Annotated in this window: 23 protein-coding genes; 16 read left to right on the forward strand and 7 right to left on the reverse strand. The window is 43.1% G+C overall.

The annotated features are described in order from the left end of the window. Window positions 1-7: 7 nt before the first annotated feature. The 5 genes from Q4492_RS10410 (at window position 8) to lpdA (ending at window position 6,214) form a co-directional block, all read left to right on the forward strand. Complete coding sequence (locus Q4492_RS10410) at window positions 8-871, forward strand: glycosyltransferase (RefSeq protein ID WP_303417647.1); 864 nt, start codon at window positions 8-10, stop codon at window positions 869-871. A 3-nt stretch (window positions 872-874) separates the two neighbouring features. Further along, window positions 875-1,927, forward strand: a complete 1,053-nt coding sequence (locus tag Q4492_RS10415) for a glycosyltransferase family 4 protein (protein WP_303417649.1) — start codon at window positions 875-877, stop codon at window positions 1,925-1,927. A gap of 6 nt (window positions 1,928-1,933) precedes the next feature. Continuing rightward, a complete protein-coding gene (locus Q4492_RS10420; RefSeq protein ID WP_303417651.1) occupies window positions 1,934-3,160 on the forward strand; it encodes an O-antigen ligase in 1,227 nt (408 codons plus the stop codon). Window positions 3,161-3,220: 60 nt separating this feature from the next. Further along, window positions 3,221-3,967: a glycosyltransferase family 2 protein gene (locus Q4492_RS10425; protein WP_303417653.1), complete on the forward strand. Its 747-nt coding sequence runs from the start codon at window positions 3,221-3,223 to the stop codon at window positions 3,965-3,967. A 111-nt stretch (window positions 3,968-4,078) separates the two neighbouring features. Next, window positions 4,079-6,214: a dihydrolipoyl dehydrogenase gene (lpdA, locus tag Q4492_RS10430; protein WP_303417655.1), complete on the forward strand. Its 2,136-nt coding sequence runs from the start codon at window positions 4,079-4,081 to the stop codon at window positions 6,212-6,214. On the opposite strand, the gene Q4492_RS10435 is transcribed toward lpdA, so the two are convergent. Genes Q4492_RS10435 through Q4492_RS10450 form a run of 4 tightly spaced genes read right to left on the reverse strand, consistent with a single transcriptional unit; the run spans window position 6,187 to window position 9,446 of the window. After that, window positions 6,187-6,918, reverse strand: coding sequence for a glycosyltransferase (locus Q4492_RS10435; RefSeq protein WP_303417657.1), 732 nt, complete (start codon window positions 6,916-6,918; stop codon window positions 6,187-6,189). The two genes, lpdA and Q4492_RS10435, sit on opposite strands and share 28 nt — an antisense overlap. A 2-nt stretch (window positions 6,919-6,920) precedes the next feature. Continuing rightward, the gene (gene mtnP, locus Q4492_RS10440) at window positions 6,921-7,769 is read right to left on the reverse strand and encodes an S-methyl-5'-thioadenosine phosphorylase (protein ID WP_303417659.1); all 849 of its coding nucleotides are present in this window, start codon (window positions 7,767-7,769) and stop codon (window positions 6,921-6,923) included. A gap of 45 nt (window positions 7,770-7,814) precedes the next feature. Then, complete coding sequence (locus tag Q4492_RS10445) at window positions 7,815-8,726, reverse strand: radical SAM protein (RefSeq protein ID WP_303417661.1); 912 nt, start codon at window positions 8,724-8,726, stop codon at window positions 7,815-7,817. A gap of 21 nt (window positions 8,727-8,747) precedes the next feature. Next, window positions 8,748-9,446 (reverse strand): DUF2064 domain-containing protein, encoded by a 699-nt coding sequence (locus Q4492_RS10450; RefSeq protein ID WP_303417663.1) that lies wholly within the window; start codon window positions 9,444-9,446, stop codon window positions 8,748-8,750. Between the two features lie 187 nt (window positions 9,447-9,633). Between Q4492_RS10450 and nfsA the strand changes: the two genes are divergently transcribed. Genes nfsA through Q4492_RS10465 form a run of 3 tightly spaced genes read left to right on the forward strand, consistent with a single transcriptional unit; the run spans window position 9,634 to window position 12,412 of the window. After that, window positions 9,634-10,371 (forward strand): oxygen-insensitive NADPH nitroreductase, encoded by a 738-nt coding sequence (gene nfsA, locus Q4492_RS10455; RefSeq protein ID WP_303417665.1) that lies wholly within the window; start codon window positions 9,634-9,636, stop codon window positions 10,369-10,371. A gap of 52 nt (window positions 10,372-10,423) precedes the next feature. After that, the gene (locus Q4492_RS10460) at window positions 10,424-11,650 is read left to right on the forward strand and encodes an EAL and HDOD domain-containing protein (protein WP_303417667.1); all 1,227 of its coding nucleotides are present in this window, start codon (window positions 10,424-10,426) and stop codon (window positions 11,648-11,650) included. Between the two features lie 18 nt (window positions 11,651-11,668). Then, window positions 11,669-12,412 (forward strand): sulfite exporter TauE/SafE family protein, encoded by a 744-nt coding sequence (locus tag Q4492_RS10465; protein WP_067866725.1) that lies wholly within the window; start codon window positions 11,669-11,671, stop codon window positions 12,410-12,412. Window positions 12,413-12,489: 77 nt separating this feature from the next. Here the strand turns inward: Q4492_RS10465 and ilvD are convergent, their stop codons facing one another. Then, complete coding sequence (gene ilvD, locus Q4492_RS10470) at window positions 12,490-14,322, reverse strand: dihydroxy-acid dehydratase (RefSeq protein ID WP_303417670.1); 1,833 nt, start codon at window positions 14,320-14,322, stop codon at window positions 12,490-12,492. 173 nt (window positions 14,323-14,495) lie between these two features. Between ilvD and ald the strand changes: the two genes are divergently transcribed. From ald to Q4492_RS10500, 6 genes are all read left to right on the forward strand, one after another. After that, window positions 14,496-15,605 (forward strand): alanine dehydrogenase, encoded by a 1,110-nt coding sequence (gene ald / locus Q4492_RS10475; RefSeq protein WP_303417672.1) that lies wholly within the window; start codon window positions 14,496-14,498, stop codon window positions 15,603-15,605. Between the two features lie 73 nt (window positions 15,606-15,678). After that, on the forward strand, window positions 15,679-15,927 hold the full coding sequence (locus tag Q4492_RS10480) for a hypothetical protein (RefSeq protein WP_303417674.1): 249 nt from the start codon (window positions 15,679-15,681) through the stop codon (window positions 15,925-15,927). 75 nt (window positions 15,928-16,002) lie between these two features. Further along, window positions 16,003-16,197, forward strand: a complete 195-nt coding sequence (locus Q4492_RS10485; RefSeq protein ID WP_303417676.1) for a DUF2892 domain-containing protein — start codon at window positions 16,003-16,005, stop codon at window positions 16,195-16,197. Between the two features lie 225 nt (window positions 16,198-16,422). Then, window positions 16,423-16,698, forward strand: a complete 276-nt coding sequence (locus Q4492_RS10490) for a PepSY domain-containing protein (RefSeq protein WP_303417678.1) — start codon at window positions 16,423-16,425, stop codon at window positions 16,696-16,698. 7 nt (window positions 16,699-16,705) lie between these two features. Continuing rightward, window positions 16,706-17,395 (forward strand): response regulator transcription factor, encoded by a 690-nt coding sequence (locus Q4492_RS10495; protein WP_303417680.1) that lies wholly within the window; start codon window positions 16,706-16,708, stop codon window positions 17,393-17,395. Further along, window positions 17,392-18,753, forward strand: a complete 1,362-nt coding sequence (locus Q4492_RS10500) for an ATP-binding protein (RefSeq protein ID WP_303417682.1) — start codon at window positions 17,392-17,394, stop codon at window positions 18,751-18,753. The genes Q4492_RS10495 and Q4492_RS10500 overlap by 4 nt, the downstream gene beginning before the upstream one ends. Window positions 18,754-18,768: 15 nt before the next feature. Here Q4492_RS10500 and argA read toward each other — a convergent pair whose 3' ends face one another. Together argA and argE are read right to left on the reverse strand one after the other, a co-directional pair. Then, the gene (gene argA, locus Q4492_RS10505) at window positions 18,769-20,109 is read right to left on the reverse strand and encodes an amino-acid N-acetyltransferase (protein ID WP_303417684.1); all 1,341 of its coding nucleotides are present in this window, start codon (window positions 20,107-20,109) and stop codon (window positions 18,769-18,771) included. A 6-nt stretch (window positions 20,110-20,115) separates the two neighbouring features. Then, entirely contained in the window at window positions 20,116-21,267 is a 1,152-nt protein-coding gene (gene argE, locus Q4492_RS10510; protein WP_303417686.1) for an acetylornithine deacetylase, read from the reverse strand. A gap of 234 nt (window positions 21,268-21,501) precedes the next feature. Between argE and Q4492_RS10515 the strand changes: the two genes are divergently transcribed. Together Q4492_RS10515 and glnE are read left to right on the forward strand one after the other, a co-directional pair. After that, complete coding sequence (locus Q4492_RS10515) at window positions 21,502-22,623, forward strand: inorganic triphosphatase (RefSeq protein ID WP_303417688.1); 1,122 nt, start codon at window positions 21,502-21,504, stop codon at window positions 22,621-22,623. 95 nt (window positions 22,624-22,718) lie between these two features. Next, window positions 22,719-25,610 carry a bifunctional [glutamate--ammonia ligase]-adenylyl-L-tyrosine phosphorylase/[glutamate--ammonia-ligase] adenylyltransferase gene (gene glnE, locus Q4492_RS10520; protein WP_303417690.1) on the forward strand — a complete coding sequence of 964 codons (2,892 nt, stop codon included), beginning with the start codon at window positions 22,719-22,721 and terminating at the stop codon, window positions 25,608-25,610. Window positions 25,611-25,657 lie beyond the last annotated feature (47 nt).

Consider the following 25,657-nt stretch of genomic DNA (forward strand, 5'->3'; position numbering starts at 1 on the left):
GACTCTTGTGAAAGTCAGTGGCTTTACTTTTCTAAAAAACGGTTCAACACTGGGTTATCCTTTTGTTGAGAGTATCCGCTCGGCATTACCTTTGTGTGATGAATTCATTATCGCATTAGGGAACTGCGATGATGATACAGAAGCGCTCCTAAATGAGATTAACGATCCCAAAATCCGCATTATCCATACAACATGGAACGACAAAATGCAGGACCGTGGCTATGTCTACGGCCAGCAGAAGATGATTGCACACTTCAACTGTACAGGAGATTGGGCCCTGTATATTGAAGGTGATGAAGTCTTACACGAAAACGAGATCGAAGCGATTCGTGGCAATATGGAAAAATACCTCGATGATCCAGAAACTGAAGCGTTCTACTTTGATTTCTACCACTTTTATGGGCGGCCGGATCAAGTAGGTATTTCAGGATACCGTCGAGCACCCCGCATTATTAGAAACTCAATTCGTAGCTATGCGCCAGATGGTTTGTTCTTTGTTGTACTCGATAAAAACAAACGTGGTCGCTATCCAAAAGCGCGCCATGCCGGCGGTAATATCTACCATTATGGTCACGTAAGAAACGTCGCCAAGATGCAAGAAAAGATAAACCAAGTTTCACAATACTGGAATGAGAAACCCGCGCCGTTTCCTGGATATGGTGATATAGACCCTGCGGTTCTGCGACCTTTTAAGGGTACTCATCCAGCGGTCGTAGAAGATTGGCTAAAAACTGATGCTGAATGGGAGTTCACTCCTAATCCTAGTTACAAACTGACAAAACGAGACAAAAAAGTCCGATTAAAGCTAAAAATTGAAGATATGTTTGGTCTTGAGATCAGTAAAAAACACTATACCGATCTGGATAAATAAATCGTGAATATACAAACATCTTCAATTCACATTGTTCGTCGCTATGGTCCTGTAGGCGGCATGGAGCGCTATGTTTGGGAACTGACCCATGCATTAGTAACACAGGGTCAAAAAGTTAAAGTTATTTGCGAACAAGCTTATGAAGAATGCGATAAAAATATCGAAGTCATCGAACTGGGGAGTGTAAAACCAAAACCACGCTGGCTTTCAATGCTCAGATTTTCTAAACGCGTCTCTCAATACTTTAAAGCCGCCGATATAACAGGCTGGGTTATACACAGCCATGAACGTTGTGCTGAACATCATGTGACTACATTTCATGGCCCATCCATTCTGACACGCAAAAAAAGAGTTTTAGATTATTTATCCCCTCGTATTGCCACTTGGGAATATTTAGAAAAACGCGAACTTTTTGGTGAAAATGTCCAAACTATCCTGCCAAACTCGCTTCTCGTTTCAGATCAGCTGGCAAAACTATACCCTGCAGCGGCCCATAAACTAGGGTTTCCCGCTTATCCTGGGGTATCAGAACAGTTTACTCGACTTCCCCGACAATCAACCGGCTCTGCCATTGGTTTTATTGGTAAAGAGTGGCAACGGAAAGGACTAGAATTTGCCGTCAAAGTCGTTAAACCATTAGTCGATCAAAACCCTCAAATCACATTTATTGTGACTGGGCCTGAACCAGAAGAGATAGAACATCTATTTACAGAATGGCCAAGTGATAACTACCAATTAAGAGGCTGGCAACGTTCTGAAGATACATTGCCATTAATCGACATTCTGATTCATCCCGCAACAGCTGAACCGTTCGGGATGGTCATTGCTGAAGCAAACGCAACAGGTTTACCTGTCCTTATATCTGACTGTTGCGGTATTGCAGAATTGATCCATGAGCAACATGGCTTAGTACTACCATTAAATCAGACCGAAGCTTGGCAACAAGCTCTATTAAAACTAATGACTGAACAAAAAGTCGATTCATTAAGATTAACTTGGGATAACTTGGGCTTTCAGCACCAACAACTTTATTTAAAAATTGCGCAGGGAAAATAGCCGCTCATGTCATTCGATAATTCAGAAAGCACCCAAGCTCAGCCTATTCTATTAAATATAGGGGCTTGGATCTTAACAGCAGGTATTTTTAGTATTCCATTATTGGGAAACGCCGCCCACAATCTCCTGTTGGGTCTCCCTATTATCATCCTATTCTTCACAAAAAATATTACTACATATCCTGCACTGTTAAAAAACAACCACACAGCGCTGCTTGCCACACTGCTCTTTATCTGGCTCGCAATCAGTCTCTTATGGTCAAGTGCAGAAACAAGCTATAGCGGGAAGATACTGTCAAAATACCGAGAATTTTTACTCATCCCTCTATTTATGATCTATTTCACCATTGAAAAATATCGCAAAAATGCCTTAATAGCGCTTTATGCTGCCTTACTTCTCTCTTTATTTTTTTCTTACCTTATACATTACGATCTAACAAACTACTGGGATAATCCAAACAGCATTAAAAACCGTATATTTCACGGTATATCTATGTCTATTTTTGCTTATATAAACCTACAGGCAGCAGCGACATCAAAAAGATATAGAGCACTTTTTGTCGCTTTATTTATTATCACTTTTCATAATTTATTCTTTATTGAGAATGGCCGTCTTGGATACCTATTAATCTGTGTACTCAGCGCTTTATTTTGTTGGCAGCAGTGGCGGGTAAAAGGTTTAATAGCCATGATCGTTCTTGCTAGTCTCAGTGCTATTGCGCTCTTACTTTTTGCAGACTTATCACAATTAAGAATCATAGGACGCTTAGATGTTATAAGTAACGCCAGCGAAATAAATCTATCTGTATTACAAGCAGCAGATATCCGTCTTGAATTCTATATTTTGTCGCTCTACTGTTTTATGGATAGTTGGCTACTAGGACATGGACTAGGCAGTTTCCCCGAAGTTTATGCCTTACAACATGAAGCAATCCAAACCTATTGGAAAACAACCGTAAATCCACATAATGAGTTTTTACAAATTTCAATTCAAACAGGCATTATAGGTTTACTTCTCTTTATCGCTTTTCTTATCAGCTTTCTGACACAAAGAGATCAACCTTCTTTACAAAAACAATGTAAAACAGCACTCTTTTTCACCGTTTGCCTTTCCTGCATGTGCAATTCATCGTTTATGGATCATGGTGATGGTGCGCTCTTTATGATCCTAATCGCCCTAGTGACCGGTTCGACATGGAAGACAGCGAATAACTATACTGACACTACTAAGTAATGAAGGGAGGGAGCGTTAGCTCCTCACTCTTAAACCTTTTAAACCCGTGAAGATACTTTGATGCTCTCAATCATTATTATTACTAAAAACGAAGCCCATAATATCCAAGACTGTCTCGGCTCAGTTTCATGGGCAGATGAGATCATTGTTGTAGACTCAGGCAGTGAAGATGGCACCCAAGATATCTGCCATAAAACAGTTAACTGCACCTTAGTAGAAACAGATTGGCCGGGGTTTGGTGAACAGAAAAATAGGGCCTTAGCACTGGCAAGCCATGAATGGGTGTTATCTATAGACGCTGATGAAAGAATTGATAATGCCTTAAAAGATGAGATATTAAACGCCATAGAACAATCCCAATACGATGGTTTTGAGATCCCCCGCCATTCGCAATATTGTGGCCGCTTTATTGATCATTCCGGCTGGACGCCTGATTATGTTCTTCGTTTATTCAAACGAGAAAAAGCAGTATTCTCTGATGACAAAGTCCATGAGCGGGTAATTTTAAACGGAAAAACCCATAAACTTTCTAACCCGATGCAGCACTATTCATACGCAAACTTAGAACAAGTTTTACGTAAAGTTGATCAATACTCAACCTTAGGCGCTGAGCAATTATACGCCCGCGGGAAACGGTGCGGACTAGGTACTGCACTGTACAAGTCCTTCTGGGCTTTTATACGAACTTATCTTCTTCGTCGAGGTTTTCTTGATGGAAAACACGGTGTGATGTTGGCTATTTCTAATGCAGAAGCAACCTATTACAAATATGCCAAGCTTGCATTAATGTCCAGCTCAGACAAGTAGCCCTAAAACTACACACTGAAACTCAACTAAGAAAACGATAAGTTAACATTGAACTTATCACTCAAGATAAAGACTAATCATTCAATAATCTTATTCTTGAGCATATTATTGATGAAAAAGCTTTCTCTTTTATTAATCATCGCGTCGGCCATCGTCGCATTCTTCTTCTTTGATCTAAACCAATATTTTAATTTGGCATTTATTAAAGAAAACCAAGCACGATTCGATCAACAATATGCAACGAGCCCGATTCTAACGGCAGCTGTGTTTTTCGGCCTTTATATCGTGGTAACCGGTTTATCCCTTCCTGGTGCAGCAATAATGACACTTGCAGCAGGCGCCCTATTTGGCTTAACAACGGGGTTACTTCTTGTATCCTTCGCCAGCTCAATTGGGGCAACGCTCGCTTTTCTTTTCTCTCGTTTGATCTTGCGCGATAGCATCCAAAATCGCTTTGCTAGTCAGTTATCCGCTATTAATAAAGGTATCGAGAAAGAAGGCGCATTTTATCTATTCACACTTCGTTTGGTTCCTCTATTTCCTTTTTTCGTTATCAACTTAGCTATGGGAGTTACTCCCATAAAAACATGGACATTTTATTGGGTGAGCCAGCTAGGAATGTTAGCGGGAACAATTGTCTTCGTTAATGCAGGCACTCAGTTAGGCCAACTAGAAAGCTTATCCGGAATTTTATCCCCTAGTATGCTGGCATCCTTCACCCTCCTTGGAGTTTTCCCATTGATTGCAAAGAAAATAATCGAGCTGCTACAAAGCAGAAAAGTTTATGCAGGCATTAAAAAACCAACAAAATTCGATACTAATATCGTTGTTATTGGCGCGGGTTCAGCAGGCTTAGTAACGTCGTATATTGCAGCGGCGGTAAAAGCAAAAGTCAGCTTAGTCGAGAAAAACCTGATGGGAGGCGACTGTTTGAATACTGGTTGTGTACCGTCAAAAGCACTCATTCGCTCAGCGCGGTTTGTATCAGATAATAAACGCTGCAAGGAATACGGTATAGAAAAGAGCGAAGTCAGCTTCAATTTCGCGGACGTGATGGAACGAGTTCAAGAGGTTATTAAAACAGTAGAACCCCACGATTCAATTGAACGTTACACAGGTCTAGGTGTGGATTGTATTCAGGGTGCTGCAACTATATTGAATCCCTATGAAGTCGTGGTGAATGGCGAAATTATTACAACCCGCAATATTGTTATCGCGACAGGTGCTCGCCCACGCATGCCCGCCGTAAAAAACATAGAAGCGATGAATCCTCTTACATCAGATAACTTATGGAAAATTCGTGAACTACCTAAACGCTTATTAGTGATCGGTGGTGGTCCGATTGGCTGTGAATTAAGCCAGTGTTTTGCTCGCTTTGGTTCTGAAGTCAGTATCTTACTGCCCGATGGGCGGATCATGTCGAGAGAAGATGAAGATGTTTCAGCCCTAGTAACTGAACGCTTCAGCGCAGAAGGTATTAATATCTTAAATGATAGAAAGATGCGTGAATTTATAGAACGCGATGGCGAAAAGATTTTGATCAGCGAATATAAAGGGCAAATCGAAGAAATCCCGTTCGACCAACTTCTCGTAGCGATAGGAAGACAAGCAAATATTGAAGGTTTCGGCCTAGAAAATCTTAATATAGATATTAGAGGCAACGGCACAATTGATGTAAATGAATATCTACAAACAAGATTCCCTAATGTTTATGCCTGTGGAGATGTCGCTGGTCCCTTCCAATTTACTCATGCCGCAGCACATCAAGCGTGGTACGCAGCGGTCAACGCATTGTTTGGCAAATTTAAGAAATTCAAAGTCGATTATTCCGTTATTCCTGCAGCAACCTTTACGGACCCTGAGGTCGCGCGCGTCGGTTTAAACGAGCAAGAAGCAAAAGCACAAAATATAGCTTATGAAGTCACTCGCTTTGATTTAGCGGAGCTTGATCGCGCTATTGCAGATAATGATGCCCACGGTATGGTAAAAATACTCACAGTGCCCGGCAAAGATAAAATCTTAGGTGCAACTATTGTTGGACCACACTCCGGTGAGTTAATCACTGAGTTCGTCACTGCGATAAAACATGGCTTAGGTCTTAACAAGTTACTAGGGACGATCCATATTTATCCAACCTTAAGTGAAGCGAACAAATATGCAGCGGGAGAGTGGAAGCGAGCTCATGCGCCTCAGAAAGTTTTACAGTGGTTAGAAAAGTTTCATCGCTGGCAGCGTGCAGAGAAATAGCGCTGCTTTAACAGCTTAAGTAATTCAGGAATTGCCTGCCTTATCCATAAGTATTGATAACGGCAGGTAAGATACCACCACCCTTTGTCTCTGTATTTTCTAGCACTCGTTTGCAGATATTGAGTACAACATTTTAACTTTATTCCCCGCTGCCTTGCGTACCACACAAACAGATGGTCTTCCCCATAAGATGCATCTTCAGGATAGCCTCCCACTTGTGCGAAAAGCGTTTTACTAATCGCAAAGCCTTGATCTCCAAACGGTATGCCTAATAGCCGAGAGCGCAGATTAGCGCCCCAACCATTTAACGCCATACCATTAGAACCATCCGCCAAAAACTGTAATAAACAGTAATGCAGTTTATCCGGTGCCCTCGATAAATTAACCCATAAGCTTTCGACTAACTCAACGCTAAAGCGACTATCGACATGCAGAAACCAAATGAACTCACCTTGCGCCGCTTGGGCACCATAATTCATCTGCACTGCCCGCCCTTGACCTGATTCAAGCCAACTTACCTGAAAAGGCGCCAAGGTTGCCACAATATCTTGCTTATATTGGTCATCGAATCGTTGATGACAGACAACAAAGATAATTTCACTTGCAGAAGGGATTGATCGAAGATCCTCGATCAACCCCACAGGAATAATGGACTCCGCAGGCCCGATGGGAATAACAATAGAAACAGATAGAGAGTGCTCCATACTTAGGAACTTAACACCTCGAGTAAAGAGCGTTGCTCGGCGTTTAACGCGTCTTTAGGGGTCAACACTGCAGCCGCTAAACTGGTTCGGCAAGAGCAAGTATATTCCACTTCATCTTGATCAATAAAAGCGGTCAGTAAAGTTTTAGCTTTTTCTAAACTTGCTCCATAACGCGCAATAACCTGCTCTACTGATACATGCTGATCAGGATCATCCAACCAGCAATCATAATCGGTAGCTATAGCGATAGTGCAATAGCAAAGCTGTGCTTCACGCGCTAAAAAGACCTCAGGCACATTGGTCATTCCAACCAAATCACAACCTGCGGCCCCTCTCAGAAAAAAGCTCTCTGCTCGTGTACCTAAACGCGGTCCATCGACACAACCATAAGTTTTATCAGTATGAAGTTTTATATCAACGCTTTCACCTGCAGCAACTAAACTTTCTGACAAACAATGGCATGTAGGTTCTGCCGTTGAAACATGTGCAGCCAAACCTTTACCAAAAAAAGTTTTCTCGCGATTACCTTTTACAAAATCAAAATACTGACTAGGGAGTGACAGATCTCCCGGCGCAACCTCTTCCTGCAAACTACCCACAGCAGAAAGACCAACAACCTGAGTCACACCTAAAGACTTTAACGCCCAAATATTAGCGCGATAATTTACCTCAGAAGGAAGAAGCTGATGTTGGCGACCGTGTCGAGGTAAAAAGAACAAGGTTCTGCTTCCTCTTTTACCCTCAATAATCGGTGCTGACGGTTTCCCAAAAGGCGTATCAACATCGTGCTCGCCAACAACTTCTAAACCTTCTAATTGATAGATCCCTGTACCACCAATAATTCCTAACACTTATGTCTCCTTATTTAAATGGATCATCATTAACATCTCAAATAGCTACGCCTCGCTACATGAGGAGCCATAAGCAAAACAACTATAGCAACGATGATGTTTCATGCTAATTCTTTCACTTAAACTTTCAGTTAAACTAAACCCCTGATCATACTCTTCATCATCATCCACCAGCGTACAAGCATACACTTTCATCTGCCCGTTTTTTTTCACAACCATTTTGCTAAAAGCACACATAAAGTCCTTCCGGCTTTTTTCGGTCTGATAAGTAGTCATACAACTTGTCGTCACTTGAGGGACATGAGGTAAGCTTCCAGGGGTAGCAAAGTCAGGGAAAGCAACAATATGCAGATCTTCCGGTAAACCGTAAGCAATAAACAGATCACGGTAAGACGCCTCAACCTCTTCACGCTGTTCCTCTTTTTCCATATGTCGTGCAACAGAAACGGGGAACCCTAAATCGTATAATGCTTTAAGGCCTTGCATCGCTTTATCAAAATTACCCTCTCCTCGTCCAGCATCATGCTGTTTTGCAGCAGCGTAATCTATACTAATACGAAAACTAACAGGGTGTTCTGCATCTTGCAGCGAACGCACTTCATCCATTCTCTGCTGAAGGGCATCGGTACCATTAGTGAGCACAAGGCAAGGTTTAAACTTAGCCGCATAAGCTAAAATTTGTACAAGTTGCTTTGCGAGAAAAGGCTCTCCGCCGGTAAAGGAGAATTGCTCTACATCTAAGGTTAATGCTTCATCAATCAGCGGTTTAACATCCGCAAACTTGACTAAATCTAATCGGGTGTCACCTGGCCCTGAACCTTCCAAACAAAAAGAACATTGTAAGTTACACGCAGTGCCGGTATGAAACCAAAGTTCTCGTAGCGCATGAGGCTCTATATAACCTCTAGGTTTACCGTCAGGAGTGACAAACCAGTTATCTGTATGAATACGTTGCATTTTTTAATCGCCTAACTGGGGTTAACTTGTCACTTTAATAGTGTCGTTATGAGTAATAAATTGAACAAGCCTTAACAAGGCTTGCCGTGATGATCTTACATCATCAGCTAAATCTACTATCAACTTGTGCAGATCTTTTTCGTAATCAATATCATAACTTGGTGGAGCATAGGCAACTGAACGTTCAGCATCTATACAAGCATGATAAAGAGCCTCACCTAAACGATCGGTACTCCAAGGAAGGTCGGCAATTTCAGGCCAATGGCTATTGCTTCCCATTAAAGTGACACCCCCATCTTCGGCGGCACTAAAAGTAACATCTTGGGTTTTTAAGGCGTCTAAAGCACAGGTAAAAACCCTCTCATTTAAGATAGGAGCATCAGTACCTATAATAATTATTTTTTTATGGCCTTTATCACGTAACTGCTGATCAACTGCCATTATTCGTTGCCCTAAACTACCCTGCGGCTGGGCGAGTACCTCAGCGTCTGTTAATAGACCTTGCGCCCACTCAATCTCTTCTGGGCCTGCTGGCGATAGCACAACAGGACCTCTCCATTTAGTGGCGTCTTCCAAAGCACAATCCAACAAAGCAGATGCCAGATTAAACGCTGTCTCTGCTCCCAGTGTGGCAGCTATTCGTTGCTTCCCCTGATTTAGTCTCGGTTGTTTACAAAACACGAGCAGGGTGGCACCTTCCTGTTGATACTTATTTTTCACTAATTATATTTCCACTCAAAACAGTTAAACTGTAGACCTAAGCATAAACGGATAGTTCAAAATGGGGTAAAGAATTACCCAATTCAACACGGCTTAACAATAAGACTTCTGCTAGCCATAACCCTATGTTACAAATAGCACTTAAAAACTCTTATATACCAATATCTATAGCACCTCATGGGCAATTATGAATACAGTTATCGAGTTACTTAACTCTCATCGCTCTATCAGAAAATTTAAAGACCAAAAGATCGAGCAAGCATTAATCAATAGCGTTGTCCAAGCAGGACAAGCCGCAGCAACCTCCAGTTTTATTCAGGCTTGCACTGTTATTCAAGTAAATGACGAAGGGAATAGAGCAAATATTGCGGAGTGGGCAGGCAATCAAACTTACGTTAACGACGCCCCAACCTTTCTCATTTTTTGTGCAGATATGAATCGCCATAAGATAAGCTGTGATATGCATGATGCAGAGATGCTATCGGGCTTCACCGAACAGTTTATTACCGCTACTGTTGATTGCGCGCTCTTCGCCCAAAACGTTGCAATCGCTGCCGAATCAGAGGGATTAGGTATAGTCTATATTGGTGGAATTCGTAACAAGATAGATTTGGTTTCTGAAACCTTAAATCTGCCCGAGCTCGTTTATCCCGTTTTCGGTATGTGTTTAGGCTTTCCTGACCAAAACCCTGAAGTTAAACCCCGACTACCCTTAGATATGGTATTAAAACAAGATACCTATGATAGCACTCAAGACAGAGAGCTAATCAGCGAATACGACCATCAAGTCCGTGAATATTATTTAAATAGAACCGGTGGTCAAAAAGATATGACATGGAGTGAACAGATCTCTGGCATGCTACAGAAAGAAGCGAGACCGCATATGCTGGCATTTCTAAAAAATCGTGGTTTTTTACAGAAATAAACACAAACAAAGATATAATTATTAATATACGTATACAGCTAAGGAACCGAGAATGACAGATAGTATTGATACAGATGAACCAATGGATCTCCTGTTAGCCCGTCAGCCTGTATTTAATAAAAGTCAGGACGTTGTTGCGTATTTGCTACTGTACCGTAATGATGACAACTCTTTAACGATTAACGATCATCTCGCCACCTCTTCAGTGATCCTTAATACCTATACGAGCATCTGCCAACATGGTCAAGTTCGCTCACTACCCTGTTATCTGAAATTAACCGACACAACCTTAATGGCGGAAAACTTTCCTGAACTACCCAAAGAAAACTTCATTCTCGAGATCTTAGGCCATTCAGAAATAACTCCCGCCCTTATTGAACGTGTTAAAGAGTTAGGAGAGCAAGGTTATCGGCTCGCGCTATCCGAATATAGGCTAGAACCTAAGTTTGAACCTTTACTCAATCTTGTACATATTCTAAAACTCGATGTGCAATCTATCGGGCTGGATACTCTACCCTCTATAGTTAAACACCTTCGACCCTATAACCTAGAATTACTAGCAGACAAAGTCGAGACAAAAGAAGAGTTTCGTCAGTGCTATGAACTTGGCTTTGCTCTTTTCCAAGGGTATTTCTTAAGTAAGCCAGAGCCTGTCAAAGGTAAAAAATTAGGCAGCAGCAAGGTTCTACTCTTACAGATGATGGTGGAGCTACAAAGCCCTCAAGCAACAGCTCAATCGGTTGAACAGATCGTTATTAATGATCCTTTACTCACCTATCGAATCTTACGCGTGGTCAATTCTGCGGCATTCAATTTCCCAAGAGAGATAGAGTCTTTATCTCATGCGATTAGCTTATTGGGATTTGATCAAATTCGTAAATGGGTCAGCCTCTTCTTAGTCACCGATACCCAAGAAAAACCGGAAGAATTAACACGCTCGATGCTGGTAAGAGGGCGTATGTGCGAGTTGCTCGCCGAAATGCTTGGCAGAGAGCAACCTATTAATAACTTTATTGCAGGGCTATTTTCAAAACTTGATGCGCTACTCGATATGGAGATGCCTGACCTGCTAACACAAGTCTCACTCCAGAACGATGTTAAAGCTGCACTGCTAAACCACGAAGGTCAATTAGGGCAGATCTTAGAGCAAGTTTGCCAATATGAAAGTGGTGAATTTGATAAAATGACCTTTCTACTAGATAAAGCCTACTATGAGACCGCTTATCGACATAGCTTAAACTGGTCTCAGCAAGTGATGGCATCACTCAGTGATAAATAAACACCTTTTCGAATCCTAATGCATTTATTAGATAATATTGAGCTATCTCTGCTCCTAATCCTATCTTCTGCAGTAACTTCATTTATAACTGCAGCGATGGGAATAGGCGGAGGGGTGCTTCTCTTAGCTATTCTAGCCTCAGTTCTCCCGCCAGCGGCCCTTATACCTGTCCACGGCCTCGTCCAGCTTGGTTCAAATGGAAATAGGGCTTGGATGACCAAACAGCATACCGACTGGACCATGGTTAAATTCTTCTCCATCGGCGCTTTGCTAGGTGCCCTTTGCGCCTCATTTATTGTGATTCAGCTTCCACTTGTTTTAATTCAATTGAGCGTAGCGTTCTTCATTTTATATCTAATTTGGGGACCAAAACCAAAACAGCAGCAGATGGGTAATAAAGGCTATCTATTGGCTGGGTTAGGGACAACACTGATCTCAATGTTTGTTGGCGCAACCGGCCCCCTTGTTGCAGGTTTTGTGCATCGCCAAAGCTACGATAAATTTACCACGACCAGCACCTTTGCAACCTGTATGAGCCTGCAACATCTTCTAAAAATACTTGTATTTACATTTGTTGGCTTTGCATTTTGGGAGTGGCTACCTTTAGCCATATTGATGATTTTAGGTGGCATCTTCGGCACTTGGCTAGGGCTGAAAATGTTACATAAAATACCCACTAAGTACTTTTCCAATATTTTTAGAGTCGTGATTACCTTGCTCGCCATACGCTTACTGTGGCAAGCGGTTGAGAGCTTACTCTGATAAAAAAAACCATAAACTAAAGACAAAAAAAGGGCCGATGGAATATCCATCAGCCCTTATTAGATTGTGCAAAAACCTTAATCGAGCATGCTCAGATCACGCACGGCACCTTTGTCAGCCGATGTAGCCAACAAAGCATAAGCCTTCAGCGCCGCAGACACTTTACGCGGACGCTCTTGAACAGGTTTCCATCCCAATTTATCTTGCTCTACACGACGAGCTGCAAGCTCTTCATCTGACAACAGAACATCGATTGTACGGTTAGGAATGTCGATCCGAATACGATCTCCATTACGTACTAAACCAATTGCACCACCAGCCGCCGCTTCAGGGGACACATGGCCAATAGATAGGCCAGACGTACCACCGGAAAAACGACCATCAGTTAATAGTGCGCAGGCTTTACCTAAGCCTTTAGATTTAATATACGAGGTTGGATAAAGCATCTCCTGCATACCTGGACCACCCTTAGGCCCTTCGTAACGCACGATTACAACATCGCCTGCTTTAACTTTATCATCCAGAATGTTGGCAACAGCCTCATCTTGAGATTCAGTAATATGTGCAGGACCTTCAAATACAAGAATAGACTCATCAACACCAGCAGATTTAACAACGCAACCATCCACAGCAATATTACCGTGCAAGACAGCCAAACCACCTTCTAAGGAGTACGCATTTTCGATCGAACGGATACAACCATTTTCACGATCACCATCCAATGTAGGCCAACGTGTTGCTTGGCTGAATGCAGTCTGAGTTGGGATACCTGCAGGGCCTGCCTTATAAAATTCCATTATTTCTGGTGAAGGGTTCCGCATAATATCCCATTTATCTAGCGCATCCTTCATTGTAGCTTCATGCACAGTAGGGACATCTGTATGTAAGCGACCAGCTCGATCTAGCTCACCCAAAATACCCATAATTCCGCCTGCGCGATGCACATCTTCAACATGGTATTTAGGGGTATTTGGCGCCACTTTACATAGCTGAGGAACAACGCGTGAAAGACGATCTATATCTTTCATCGTAAAGTCGATCTCTGCTTCCTGAGCAATCGCTAAAAGGTGAAGAATGGTGTTGGTAGAACCACCCATAGCAATATCTAGTGTGATCGCATTTTCAAACGCTTTAAAGCCAACAGAACGAGGCAATACACCTTCGTCATCCTGTTCATAATACTTCTTCGCCATCTCAACAATGGTACGACCGGCCCCTAAAAATAGCTGCTCGCGATCTGCATGGGTAGCGACTACAGTCCCATTACCTGGAAGCGCCAAACCTAGAGCTTCAGCAAGACAGTTCATAGAGTTGGCCGTAAACATACCCGAGCAAGAGCCACAAGTAGGGCAGGCTGAACGCTCAACTGCATCCACCATCTCATCTGTCGCATCAGGGTCTACCGCCAGAACCATTGCATCAACCAGATCCAATTTATGCTCAGACAGTTTAGTTTTGCCCGCCTCCATAGGTCCACCGGAAACAAAGATAACTGGGATATTTAGGCGCATAGCTGCCATCAACATTCCCGGTGTGATCTTGTCACAGTTAGAGATACAGACCAATGCATCCGCACAGTGAGCATTGACCATATACTCAACAGAGTCGGCAATAATATCTCGGGACGGCAAAGAATAAAGCATGCCGTCATGACCCATTGCGATACCATCATCGACCGCAATCGTATTAAATTCTTTTGCTACGCCACCCGCCTTTTCAATTTCGCGTGCAACAAGCTGTCCCATGTCTTTAAGATGTACGTGACCTGGAACAAATTGAGTAAACGAGTTAGCCACAGCAATAATAGGCTTGTGGAAATCCTCATCCTTCATACCGGTCGCACGCCATAGCGCACGCGCACCCGCCATATTACGACCCGCAGTCGATGTCTTAGAGCGATATTGAGGCATTAGATTGACCTTTGAAGTTATAAAGTTTTATTTAGCTGATTGCCGATTATAGCAGAATGAAGAGCTAAGCCACCTGCATATATATTGTTTTCTATGCAACAGAACATGCCAATAATTGATTTACCCATTCTTTGTCTAAACTGTAAGTAACAATATACAAGGGAGGGAACGTTATGCGTATTGGCATTCCTAAGGAAATCAAAGTCCATGAGTACCGTGTAGGGCTAACACCTTCTGGCGTCAAACTGCTGTGCCAACAAGGACATTCCCTTTTTATAGAAACAAACGCGGGGGAACAAATAGGCTTTAGTGATCAGCAATACCAACAAGCTGGCGCAACGATCTGTCACCAAGCAGAGGAGATATGGAAGCACGCGGAACTAATCGTTAAAGTAAAAGAGCCACTTAGCTCTGAAATACCCTTTTTACGCCCAGATCATGTTTTATTTACCTATCTACACTTAGCCGCCAACCAGCCTCTTACCGATGCCCTTTTAATCTCCGGATGTACAGCTATCGCCTATGAAACAATCACGGATAAAAACAACCGATTACCTTTACTAGCCCCCATGAGCGAAGTCGCCGGTCGAATGTCCATCCAAGCCGGCGCCCACTGTTTAGAAATATCTCAACAAGGTCGGGGCGTTTTGCTCGGAGGCGTTCCCGGCGTGGCAGCAGGAAAAGTTGCAATTCTAGGTGGTGGTATGGTGGGAACGAACGCTGCGATGATGGCCTTAGGCTTAGGCGCAGATACTACTATTTTCGATAATTCACCAGATAGACTGCGTGAACTCGATACACTCTTCCACGGCAGATTAAAAACCCAATACGCAACGAGTGATAGCATATATAAAGCCGTTACCCACAGCGATCTAATTATCGGCGCGGTCCTTATTCCTGGCGCAGCCGCCCCTAAGCTAGTGTTAAATGATCATCTAAAAGATATGCAAAAGGGAACAGTGTTAGTTGATGTTGCTATAGACCAAGGAGGATGTTTTGAAAGTAGCCATGCCACAACCCATACAGAACCCACATTCACAAAAGAAGGCATAGTTCATTATTGCGTCGCTAACATGCCAGGAGCCGTCGCACGCACATCTACAATGGCACTCACCAACGCAACTTTGCCCTATATTATTCAATTGGCAAATAATAGCTGGGAAAGCGTTCTCAAAGGAGATGAAAACTTTGCAAAAGGACTAAATATTGCTAAGGGCAAACTGTTTTGCAAAGGTGTCGCAACCGCATTTAATCTCCCGCTCCATGCTACGACTGAACTATAAATTATTGATAACCTCTTGATCACTGGATGACTGCACTCTACCCTGTAAAACATCTAAAAGTTTGGGGTTAAGCATGTCAAGTATCGATAAAAAAGAGATCCGTTCAGATAAATGGATGAACTTACTGATAAAAACCGGACTCCCTATTGCCTTTATTAGCATTATTTCATTATGGGTGGGTTGGTATTTTAAAATTCCAGAACTAGGCAACTTGTTTATCATCACCGCAGCCACCGCACTCACATTGGGTATGATCTACAATGTTCGGTTTGTCATTCTCTCTGTACGTCAAATCAAAGCTAAGCAGGCGAAAGAGAAATAAACCTCCGGTAGCTTTCCACTTAAGATATAGATCGACTATAGTATTATCAGTGTTATCTAATATAGGGAGAGTATGATGGATAAAAATATTGGTAATGTTGATAAAGCAATACGCATCATCGTCGGATTAGTGCTGATTGCTTTGGTCTTTGTTGGACCACAAACCCTCTGGGGTTGGATAGGCGTGCCTGTCATTCTCATCGCAGTGTTTGGCTGGTGCCCTCTCTACAAAATACTTGGTATTAGTACCTGTAAACGCTGCAAAGAATAGCGAGTAATCAACATCGTTTTATGGGATGAGTTAACCAACTCATCCCATTTATTTCCCTGTAGGCAATCAATACCCTCTTCACTATTCACTCCCTATACAGTTTATACGCATTAGACTTACCTCTATACTTCCAACACGCACCGTTAAGTTAAATAAACATTTCTATTTACTACTTGATAGCGGATACGGGATACTATTCCCATCAATAAAGTATGAGGTTCTACAATGCTCAACCAGCATTTACGTGTTGCTGTGTTATTTACATCTCTCCTTATAGGTTTTAGTCATAACGCATTTGCAAATGGGCAAGAGAATGTTTTATCGCCAAAACAAGCGATGGAAATTGCCACTAAACATGCAGAAGGGAATGTAATCAAAACAGAAGCATCTGAGCATAATGGCAGAGCCGTATACGTAATCCGTATTGTAAACGAAGGCCGTGTTAAGGATATCTTGGTAGATAGCCTCAACGGTAAAATCGTCAAGCCTGAAAAGGACTAAATCAGACATGAAATTACTCGTTGTTGAAGATGATCCAGATCTACGCCGCCAACTCGTAACGGCATTGGGCAGTAATAATTACACTGTAGAAGAAAGTGCTGACGGTGAAGAAGCACTTTATATGGGTGAAGAGTATCCCTACGATCTGGCCATTGTCGACTTAGGACTACCTAAGTTATCAGGCATTGAAGTAATTAGAGGCTGGCGTGCGGCAGGCAAAGAGTTTCCTATTATCATTCTCACTGCACGTGGGGACTGGCAGGACAAAGTAGAAGGTTTAGAGGCCGGTGCAGATGACTATCTAGTCAAACCTTTCCATATGGAAGAGCTGACCGCCCGCCTTAATGCTTTGTTACGACGTGCAGCGGGGCATTCAAAACCGATTCTTGAATTTGGCCCAATTAAAATTGATACCACTGGACGTGTTGTTTATCGCAACGATGAAGCGGTAAAGCTCACAAGTTACGAATATCGTACCTTTGAATACTTAGTCTTAAATGCGGGCAAAACCATTTCAAAAAGCGAGTTAACCGAGCACCTTTACCATCAAGATTTTGACCGTGATAGTAATGTGTTAGAAGTCTTTGTGCGTCGATTACGTCAAAAATTAGACCCCGATCAAAACCTAGATCCTATTACAACGGTTCGAGGGCTAGGCTATCGCTTTGCATTAAGTACATCTAAGGATAGCGAGTGAATGTAAAATCCCCCCTGCACTCATTGCAGGGGCGCTTACTTATTGCCTCAGCCGTCATATTGCCGATTGTGCTTCTCATTGCAGGCATCGCTTTAAGTAAAGCCTATAACTACAGTTTAGAAAATGCAGTTAAAGACCGTCTTCAACTGCAAGTTTATCTGCTGTTAGGTGCCGTCGAGCTAAAAGAAGACCATATTATCTTCCCCGAACGCCTCCAAGAACCACGCTACGAGCAGGTAAACTCGGGGCTCTATGCGGCAATCCACGATCAGAACGGCAAACTTCTTTGGCGCTCTTTATCCTCCATTCTACTAGATGATCCAAAACTATCAGAAGTGATCAGCTTAGCTGGTATCACCACTGGGGAACCCCTTTTCGAGCATAAACCCGATGCTGGCGTATTCAGTTTCCAGTTACGTATCATCTGGGAAACTGAAGGAAAAGAGCACTCATTCCTATTTACTGTGATGGAGTCTGACGAATTAGTTACACGTGACATCACCGCCTATGAACAGCAATTAATTGTCTGGCTAGGGATTATCTTTCTCGTCGCACTGCTCGCACAAACATTGATTTTAAGCTGGGGCTTAACGCCTCTAAGACGATTAGCGCGCGACTTAAAAGCGATAGAGTCAGGTAAAGCGGATAAATTAAGTGGCCATTACCCCGACGAAGTTCAACCCGTCACTGAAAACTTAAACGAGCTGATCGAAAGCGAAAGAAAGCAACGGGAGCGATATCGCAATACCTTAGGAGATCTTGCCCATAGTTTAAAAACGCCGCTCGCTGTAATGAGAGGAGCTGAGCTCGAAGAACATGAGCTCCACACTTACCAAACACTAGTCGCTGAACAGGTGGAACGAATGGATCAAATCGTTCAATATCAGCTCACTCGTGCGGTAAAAAGCCATCAAAAACCACTAGGAAAATCGGTACAAGTCACACCGATTATTGAACGAATGCTAGCCGCTCTAGGTAAAGTATATAGACATAAAGCGGTGCGCACCGACGTACAACTTGCTGATGATCTGCTCTTTCATGGTGATGAACGAGATCTAATGGAAGTGCTCGGTAATATTATGGAAAATGCGTTTAAATATGGTCACAATCGGGTCTGTGTATCCGGCACTCATCTTAATGACGAATTAAAACTCTCAATCTGTGATGATGGACCGGGCGTTACCCCAGATATGCGTCAGGTTATCCTACAACGTGGAGAGCGCTTAGACACTTCGATTCAAGGACAAGGTATAGGTCTTTCAGTAGCTACCGATATTATCAGTAGCTACCAAGGCGAGATTGAAGTGCAAAATTCACCTTTAGGAGGCGCCTGTTTTATTATCCGCTTTCCTGACTAGCCTTTTACAAAAAAGTTAGCCCAAATCCCGTATAAAAACTTTCGAGTTCCGTTGCAAGTTAAAAAGCGCCTTCTTCTCTTTAGGAAGCTGATCAACATTACTTTCAACAAAACCACGTTCAATAAACCAATGGGCTGTTTTTGTTGTCAGAACAAACAATTTTTCTAAACCTTGCCCTTTAGCTTGCTTCTCCACTGCGCGTAACAGCTCATCGCCCCTTGCCCCACCTTTATATTCAGAAGCAACAACAACGCAGGCCAACTCACCAACTTTCTCATCTGCAAATGGATATAGAGCAGCACAACCAATAACAACGCCGTCACGCTCAATCAAAGTAAAGCGTTCTATCTCGTTCTCCAGTACCTCGCGGGAACGGCGTACCAAAGTCCCATTCTCCTCTAAAGGACGAATCAACTCTAATACAGCACCTACATCCTCTATACTGGCTTTCTTGAGCTGCTCATAAGATTCAGACAGAATCATCGTTCCAGAGCCATCCCGGGTAAACAGCTCAGCTAATAAGGCTCCATCCTCTTTGAAACTAATCAGATGACACCGCTTAACCCCTTTACGACATGCATTAACTGCCGCCTCTAAATGACGCGAAAGCTCAGTATGTGCTTGATCTGTATCCTGCAATGAAGATAAGTAATGACTCACTAACCGTTCAGCTTTACGCGTTAATAGTTCGCTGCGAAGCGCCCCTGCACTATCAAGAACCCCATTATCAGCACCAAAAATAATTAATTTATCCGCACTCAATGCTGTTGCGGCACAAGTAGCAACATCTTCAACAGATAAATTGAATAACTCACCTGTCGGCGAATAACCTAAATGGGATAAAAGAACGATATTGCCATCATCCAATTGCTGAATAATTGCTTCATGATCTATACGGCGAACTTCGCCGGTATGAGCCATATCAATACCATCTAAAACACCAACGGGCTTAGCCGTCACAAAATTGCCAGAAATAACCTTTATGCGAGACCCAGCCATAGGTGTATTCGGCAGCCCGAGCGACAAACGTGCTTCAATCTCGGCACGCACAATAGCTGATGCCTCAATTACACAGGTCATCGTATCTTGATCCGTCACCCGCAGATGATGGTGCAACTGTGATGGAATCGACTTCTGTTGTAACCGTTCACTAATTTGTGGGCGTGACCCATGCACTAAAATCAACCTCACTCCAAGGCTGTTCAGCAGCGCAATATCATGCACAATGTTAGCAAAGTTAGGCTCGGCAACAGACTCCCCGCTCAACATCAATACAAAGGTGTTTCCACGATGAGCATTAATGTATGGAGAGGAGTGGCGGAACCAATTAACGTATTGTTTAGTTTCGTCGTTCACGGCAGTCTACAAACAGTATTGAGTGATCATTTTCTCTAGTATGGCTACTGTAGGCTTTATCTGATCAAAAGCCAAATACTCATCCGGTTGATGCGCCTGATCAATCGACCCAGGTCCCATCACAATCGTATCCATGCCTAAATCTTGTAAAAACGGCGCTTCTGTTCCAAATGCGACAGATTCAGCTTGAAAGCCAGTTAATTTTTCAGCGGTTCGCACCAGCTCAGAATCCCGTTGGTTTGCAAAAGAGGGAATACCGGGGAACAGTGATTTTGTCGTTATCGCCACACCGAATTGATCCGCAAAGGGAGCCAAACGCCGACTGACATCTTCTCGTAAATTATCTAAGCTCATTCCAGGTAGAGGACGAAGGTCATATTCCAGCTCACAATGCCCACAGATCCGATTTGGGTTGTCACCCCCATGAATACAACCTAAATTAAGCGTTGGTTCTGCAATTTTAAAAGCACTGTTCTGATGATCACGCTTCATTTCATTACGAAAAGAGATCAGTTCGGACAACACAGAGTGCATCGCATCTAATGCATTAGCACCAAGAGATGGGTCTGAAGAATGGCCGGCTTTACCCTCGATTCTTACCGACTCCATCATCATCCCCTTATGCATGTAAATGGGCTTCATTCCTGTAGGCTCACCTATCACGGCGTAACGCGCTTTAGGCTTACCTGTTGATGCTAAAGCACGGGCACCACTCATCGAACTCTCTTCATCCGCAGTTGCAAGAATAATCAATGGCTGCTTTAAGGGTTGATCAAGAAACTTCTTCGCAGCTTCGATAGCAATCGGGAAAAACCCTTTCATATCGCAGGTGCCTAATCCATAAAAGCGATTATCTTTCTCCGTCAACGTCAAAGGATCACTTTGCCAACGTTCAGCATTAAAAGGGACAGTATCCGTATGGCCAGAAAGCACTAATCCACCAGGGCCTTTTCCTAAAGTCGCTATAAGGTTCGCTTTACCTGGGTGTCCTTCAACAGGAATCACTTCAGTATCAAAACCCAAATGAGATAACCAGCCTTCTAACAGCTCAATAACAGGCAGGTTACTTTGATCCCAATCAGCTTGAGTACAACTGACCGAGGGACTTGCGATCAACTGCGACAACATAGTGACCAGATCAGGGCATTTCTTCGACATCAGTGACTCCAAACAAAGATAGATTTAACGCCTTTAATATAATTATCATGGCGGATAACGTCTAAAAAACATTTTAAGCCGAGCAGTTTAGTTTAGATAGGGTTTTCCCGCTGCAGCTGAGGTAAACTGCACCATATTAGACCACCCGCATTAATCTAAGCGAGGTCTAAATCTTAAACAATAATAAAAAGAATAAAGACAATTCCCTAACTCCAGAGTATAGAGAATCAAACGATGGCACTTGAAGTAGAGCTCAAACTAACCTTAAGCCCACACCATATTGAATCCCTAAAGCGTCAACCGCTGTTTAGGTCTCAACAGATTCGAGAGCTAAAAACAGAGCAATTGGGCAACACCTACTATGACACCCCTGACCAGTTGCTCACACAACATAAAGTAGCATTACGCATTCGTAAGAAAGGGGAGCAACTCATCCAAACACTCAAAAGCAGTGGCAGCTCAGAAGCGGGCTTGCACAGCAGAAATGAGTGGGAGTGGCTGCTCAACTCACCGGAATTAGATTTCCAGCTACTCGCCTCTGCTGAATGGCCAAAAGCGCTCGATAGTAAAACCCTACAGAGTAATATAGCGCCAGTATTTACAACCAACTTCCAACGCACGACTTGGATCTTAGATAGCTTAGATAGCCAAGGACAGGTATTAAAAGCAGAGATAGCATTAGATCAAGGCACTGTAACCGCGGCCGGAAAAGAAGACACCATCTGCGAATTGGAGATCGAATTACTAGAAGGTAATGGATCAGAGTTAGTAAAATTCGCTCTTAAATTAGCTAAGCATGTGCCGCTCTATATTAGTGATGTAAGTAAAGCAGAGCGCGGCTACCGTTTATTGCAACCGGACAACTATGAGGTCCATCGCACCTCAGCACAGCTGGATGCCGACACGAGCCTTGAACAAGTCTTCATTAAACTACTAAAAAATGAACTCAGCTTGTGGCCTCGCTACTTTGAAGCTTGGCACTTTACCAATAACTGGAAATTCATACCTCTTGCCCTCGAGTCATTGAGAAATGTAAGTGCATGCTATGAAAGCTTTAGCAGTATTATTCCAGCAGAACCCGATGGCGTAATAGATAAACTACTCACCAAATTAATACGCCAACTTAGAGATATAGACGCATGGCGTAGAACAGCGTTACTCTCAGGCCATAAGGATAACCGTTGGTTCAAACAGCAAGCAGAACAAGCTGCAGCCAGAATCAATGTCCTATTACAAACAGCAGAGCCCGGCGTACTTGCTCTATTAATTTCAGAACAATTAATCGAGCAAACTTGGCGCAGCCGCTGGAATGAGCATCACAAACAGCTCGCTAAGCAAGCGCTATTTGATAAATAAATATTTAATCATCGCCCAGCGCCTGATCACAATCAGGAACTGGGCAAACGAGCACTGATACGATTAAGGGATTCTTCTCAGGAGCCATATTACTCATGCTGAAACCGCAGATGGAACAACTACCCGAAGCGCTACACCCCCTCTTACAACAAAACTGGGATCAAGTTGCGCCTGTCTTAGAGCAGATTAAGTCATCCCCTACATCCTTTGCCGATGACTTAACCCGAACATTAACGGGTAGCACATTTGTTGCTGAACAGCTGAGTCGTCACCCTGAAATGCTTCCTGAACTACTCACCAGTGGTGACCTATATTCCGCCTATGATGAGGATCACTATCAAAACAGTTTAAAATCACTCTTTGCACCATTAGAAACTGAAGAGCAACTGCATAAAGCCGTACGCTGCTTTAGGCAACGCGAACAAGTACGCTTGATCTGGCGAGATCTAAACCGTTTCAGCGATATGCGCACAACCACCCGCGAACTTTCCTGGTTAGCCGACGCCTGTGTAGAACAAACCATGAACTGGTTATATCAGCAAGCCAGTGAACGCTGGGGAACACCTATAGGTAGAGAGAGCAAAGAGCCACAACGTATGGTGGTACTTGGCATGGGGAAACTCGGTGCTAATGAACTCAACCTCTCATCAGATATAGATCTGATCTTTGTTTATCCAGAGAATGGCGAAACCCAAGGCAGTAAAAAATGCCTAGATAATCAGGATTTCTTTATTCGCCTAGGTAAAAAGCTGATTCAAGCGCTTGATAATACCACCATCGATGGCTTTGTTTTTCGTGTAGATATGCGTTTACGGCCTTTCGGATCGGCGGGGCCTTTGGCCATTAGCTTTGATGCGATGGAAGGCTACTATCAAGAACATGGCCGTGAGTGGGAACGCTACGCGATGATCAAAGCTCGCGTCATGGCTGGCGACAAAGATGCAGGCAATGAACTTATGGGGATTCTTCGTCCCTTTGTCTATCGAAAATATATAGACTTCAGCGCCTTTGATTCCCTAAGGGAAATGAAGGATATGATCAATCGTGAAGTCCGTCGCAAAGGGTTAAACAATAACGTTAAACTCGGTTCAGGCGGCATACGTGAAGTTGAATTTATCGCGCAAGTATTCCAGCTTTTACGTGGTGGCAGAGATTCAAGGTTACAACAACGGGAGTTATGCAACATTCTCCCTCTCCTACCTGAAGCGGTTGGTATGCCTCAAGTCGCGTCTGATGAACTAATGCAAGCTTATGAATTTTTACGTAATACAGAGCATGCTATTCAAGCAGTTGCTGACAAACAAACTCAAGAGCTTCCTACAACAGAGGTAGAACAACTCAGACTTGCATTTAGCATGGGATTTAGCACATGGGACGCCTTTTTAAACAGCCTCGAAGAACAGCGGGAAAATGTGCGTCAGCACTTTGCTGATCTGATCGCTCCTTGCGAAGAGGAAGACCCAGAACAGACTTTAACCGATCAGCAGTTATGGTTATCCCTCTGGAAAGACGAGCTAGAAAACATTCAAGCAGAAGCCATTTTAAAAGAACAAGGTTTTGATACCCCAGAAAAGGCGTGGGCACTTATTGATAGCCTACGCCAATCAAAGACAGTACAAATGCTCCAGAAAATAGCACAAGAACGTTTACTCTTAGTGCTACCCGCTCTTTTTCAAGAAGTGACTAAAACTGACAACCCAACTGAAACATTAAGCCGCGTTTTTGAGTTAATTCAGGCGATACTACGCCGCTCAGCTTACTTAGTCCTCTTAGCTGAAAACCCCAACGCCCTACAGCAACTCGTTAAGCTCTGCTCGGCTTCAAACTGGTTTTCAGAGAAACTAAAAACACAGCCTATATTACTTGATGAGCTGATCGATCAAAACACACTTTACACTCCTACTGACAAGCAACAGCTAGATAGTGAGCTACGCCAGCAGCTATTACGTATACCTGAAGAAGATACCGAGCAACTCATGGATGCGTTACGTTACTTCAAAAATGCCCATGTATTAAAAGTTGCAGCATCAGAGATAACCGGCGCCCTTCCTCTAATGAAAGTAAGTGATTACTTAACCTGGACGGCTGAAGTTATTATCGAAGCGGTTGTTGATATCGCTTGGAGACTAATGACTGAAAAGCACGGTTTACCACAAAAAACAGCCGGCGTTCCCTGCAATCCTGACTTTATCGTTTTAGGCTACGGTAAAATGGGCGGCATAGAACTTTCCTATGGATCAGATTTAGATCTTGTCTTTATCCATGATGCAGACCCTAACCTCTTTACTGATGGCGAAAAACAGATCGCCAATGCCGTTTTTTATACCCGTTTAGGGCAAAAAATCATCCATATACTCAACACCTTCACTACTTCAGGTCAGTTATATGAAGTGGATATGCGACTTCGCCCTTCAGGAAATTCAGGCTTGTTAGTCAGCTCATTAAAAGCCTTTGCTGAATACCAACAGAAAGAGGCATGGACATGGGAGCACCAAGCTTTAGTACGTGCACGGGTCGTCGCTGGCGATAAAGCACTACAAACACGTTTCGAATTAGTTCGTGCTGAAATTCTCAGCAAGAAACGTAATACCGAGCAGTTGCTAGCTGATGTCACTGAGATGCGTGAAAAAATGCGTCAGCATTTAGGCAGTAAAGAGAGCGAAAGCGATCAAGTTTTTCATTTAAAACATGATCGAGGCGGCATTGTAGATATTGAGTTTTTAGTACAATACCTCGTACTCAATTACTCAAATCAATATCCCGAACTGTACCAGTTCACCGATAATATCCGCATTTTGGATGCCGTTGAGAATGTAGGTCTACTGGAAGAACAAGAGACTGAAACACTACGAGAAGCCTACAAAGCTTATCGTGCCGTAGGCCATAAACAATCAATGCAAGACCTATCAAATACGATATCAGCTTCAGAGATGAAAGACCTTAGAGAAACGGTCGCCACGATTTGGCAGAAAGTGATCAACAAATAACAAAAAAGGCGGACTTTTTTCAAAGTCCGCCTTTTTATAATGAAAAC

This window comes from Neptuniibacter sp. 1_MG-2023 (assembly GCF_030547185.1).
GTDB lineage: Bacteria > Pseudomonadota > Gammaproteobacteria > Pseudomonadales > Balneatricaceae > Neptuniibacter.

Bases quoted from the DNA above. Each gene is read 5' to 3' on its own strand.
- Q4492_RS10420 (WP_303417651.1), top strand. From the start codon at position 1,934: ATGTCATTCGATAATTCAGAAAGCACCCAAGCTCAGCCTATTCTATTA.
- Q4492_RS10425 (WP_303417653.1), top strand. From the start codon at position 3,221: ATGCTCTCAATCATTATTATTACTAAAAACGAAGCCCATAATATCCAA.
- lpdA (WP_303417655.1), top strand. From the start codon at position 4,079: ATGAAAAAGCTTTCTCTTTTATTAATCATCGCGTCGGCCATCGTCGCA.
- Q4492_RS10435 (WP_303417657.1), bottom strand. From the start codon at position 6,918: ATGGAGCACTCTCTATCTGTTTCTATTGTTATTCCCATCGGGCCTGCG.
- Q4492_RS10445 (WP_303417661.1), bottom strand. From the start codon at position 8,726: ATGCAACGTATTCATACAGATAACTGGTTTGTCACTCCTGACGGTAAA.
- nfsA (WP_303417665.1), top strand. From the start codon at position 9,634: ATGAATACAGTTATCGAGTTACTTAACTCTCATCGCTCTATCAGAAAA.
- Q4492_RS10460 (WP_303417667.1), top strand. From the start codon at position 10,424: ATGACAGATAGTATTGATACAGATGAACCAATGGATCTCCTGTTAGCC.
- Q4492_RS10465 (WP_067866725.1), top strand. From the start codon at position 11,669: ATGCATTTATTAGATAATATTGAGCTATCTCTGCTCCTAATCCTATCT.
- ilvD (WP_303417670.1), bottom strand. From the start codon at position 14,322: ATGCCTCAATATCGCTCTAAGACATCGACTGCGGGTCGTAATATGGCG.
- ald (WP_303417672.1), top strand. From the start codon at position 14,496: ATGCGTATTGGCATTCCTAAGGAAATCAAAGTCCATGAGTACCGTGTA.
- Q4492_RS10480 (WP_303417674.1), top strand. From the start codon at position 15,679: ATGTCAAGTATCGATAAAAAAGAGATCCGTTCAGATAAATGGATGAAC.
- Q4492_RS10485 (WP_303417676.1), top strand. From the start codon at position 16,003: ATGGATAAAAATATTGGTAATGTTGATAAAGCAATACGCATCATCGTC.
- Q4492_RS10490 (WP_303417678.1), top strand. From the start codon at position 16,423: ATGCTCAACCAGCATTTACGTGTTGCTGTGTTATTTACATCTCTCCTT.
- Q4492_RS10495 (WP_303417680.1), top strand. From the start codon at position 16,706: ATGAAATTACTCGTTGTTGAAGATGATCCAGATCTACGCCGCCAACTC.
- argE (WP_303417686.1), bottom strand. From the start codon at position 21,267: ATGTCGAAGAAATGCCCTGATCTGGTCACTATGTTGTCGCAGTTGATC.
- Q4492_RS10515 (WP_303417688.1), top strand. From the start codon at position 21,502: ATGGCACTTGAAGTAGAGCTCAAACTAACCTTAAGCCCACACCATATT.
- glnE (WP_303417690.1), top strand. From the start codon at position 22,719: ATGCTGAAACCGCAGATGGAACAACTACCCGAAGCGCTACACCCCCTC.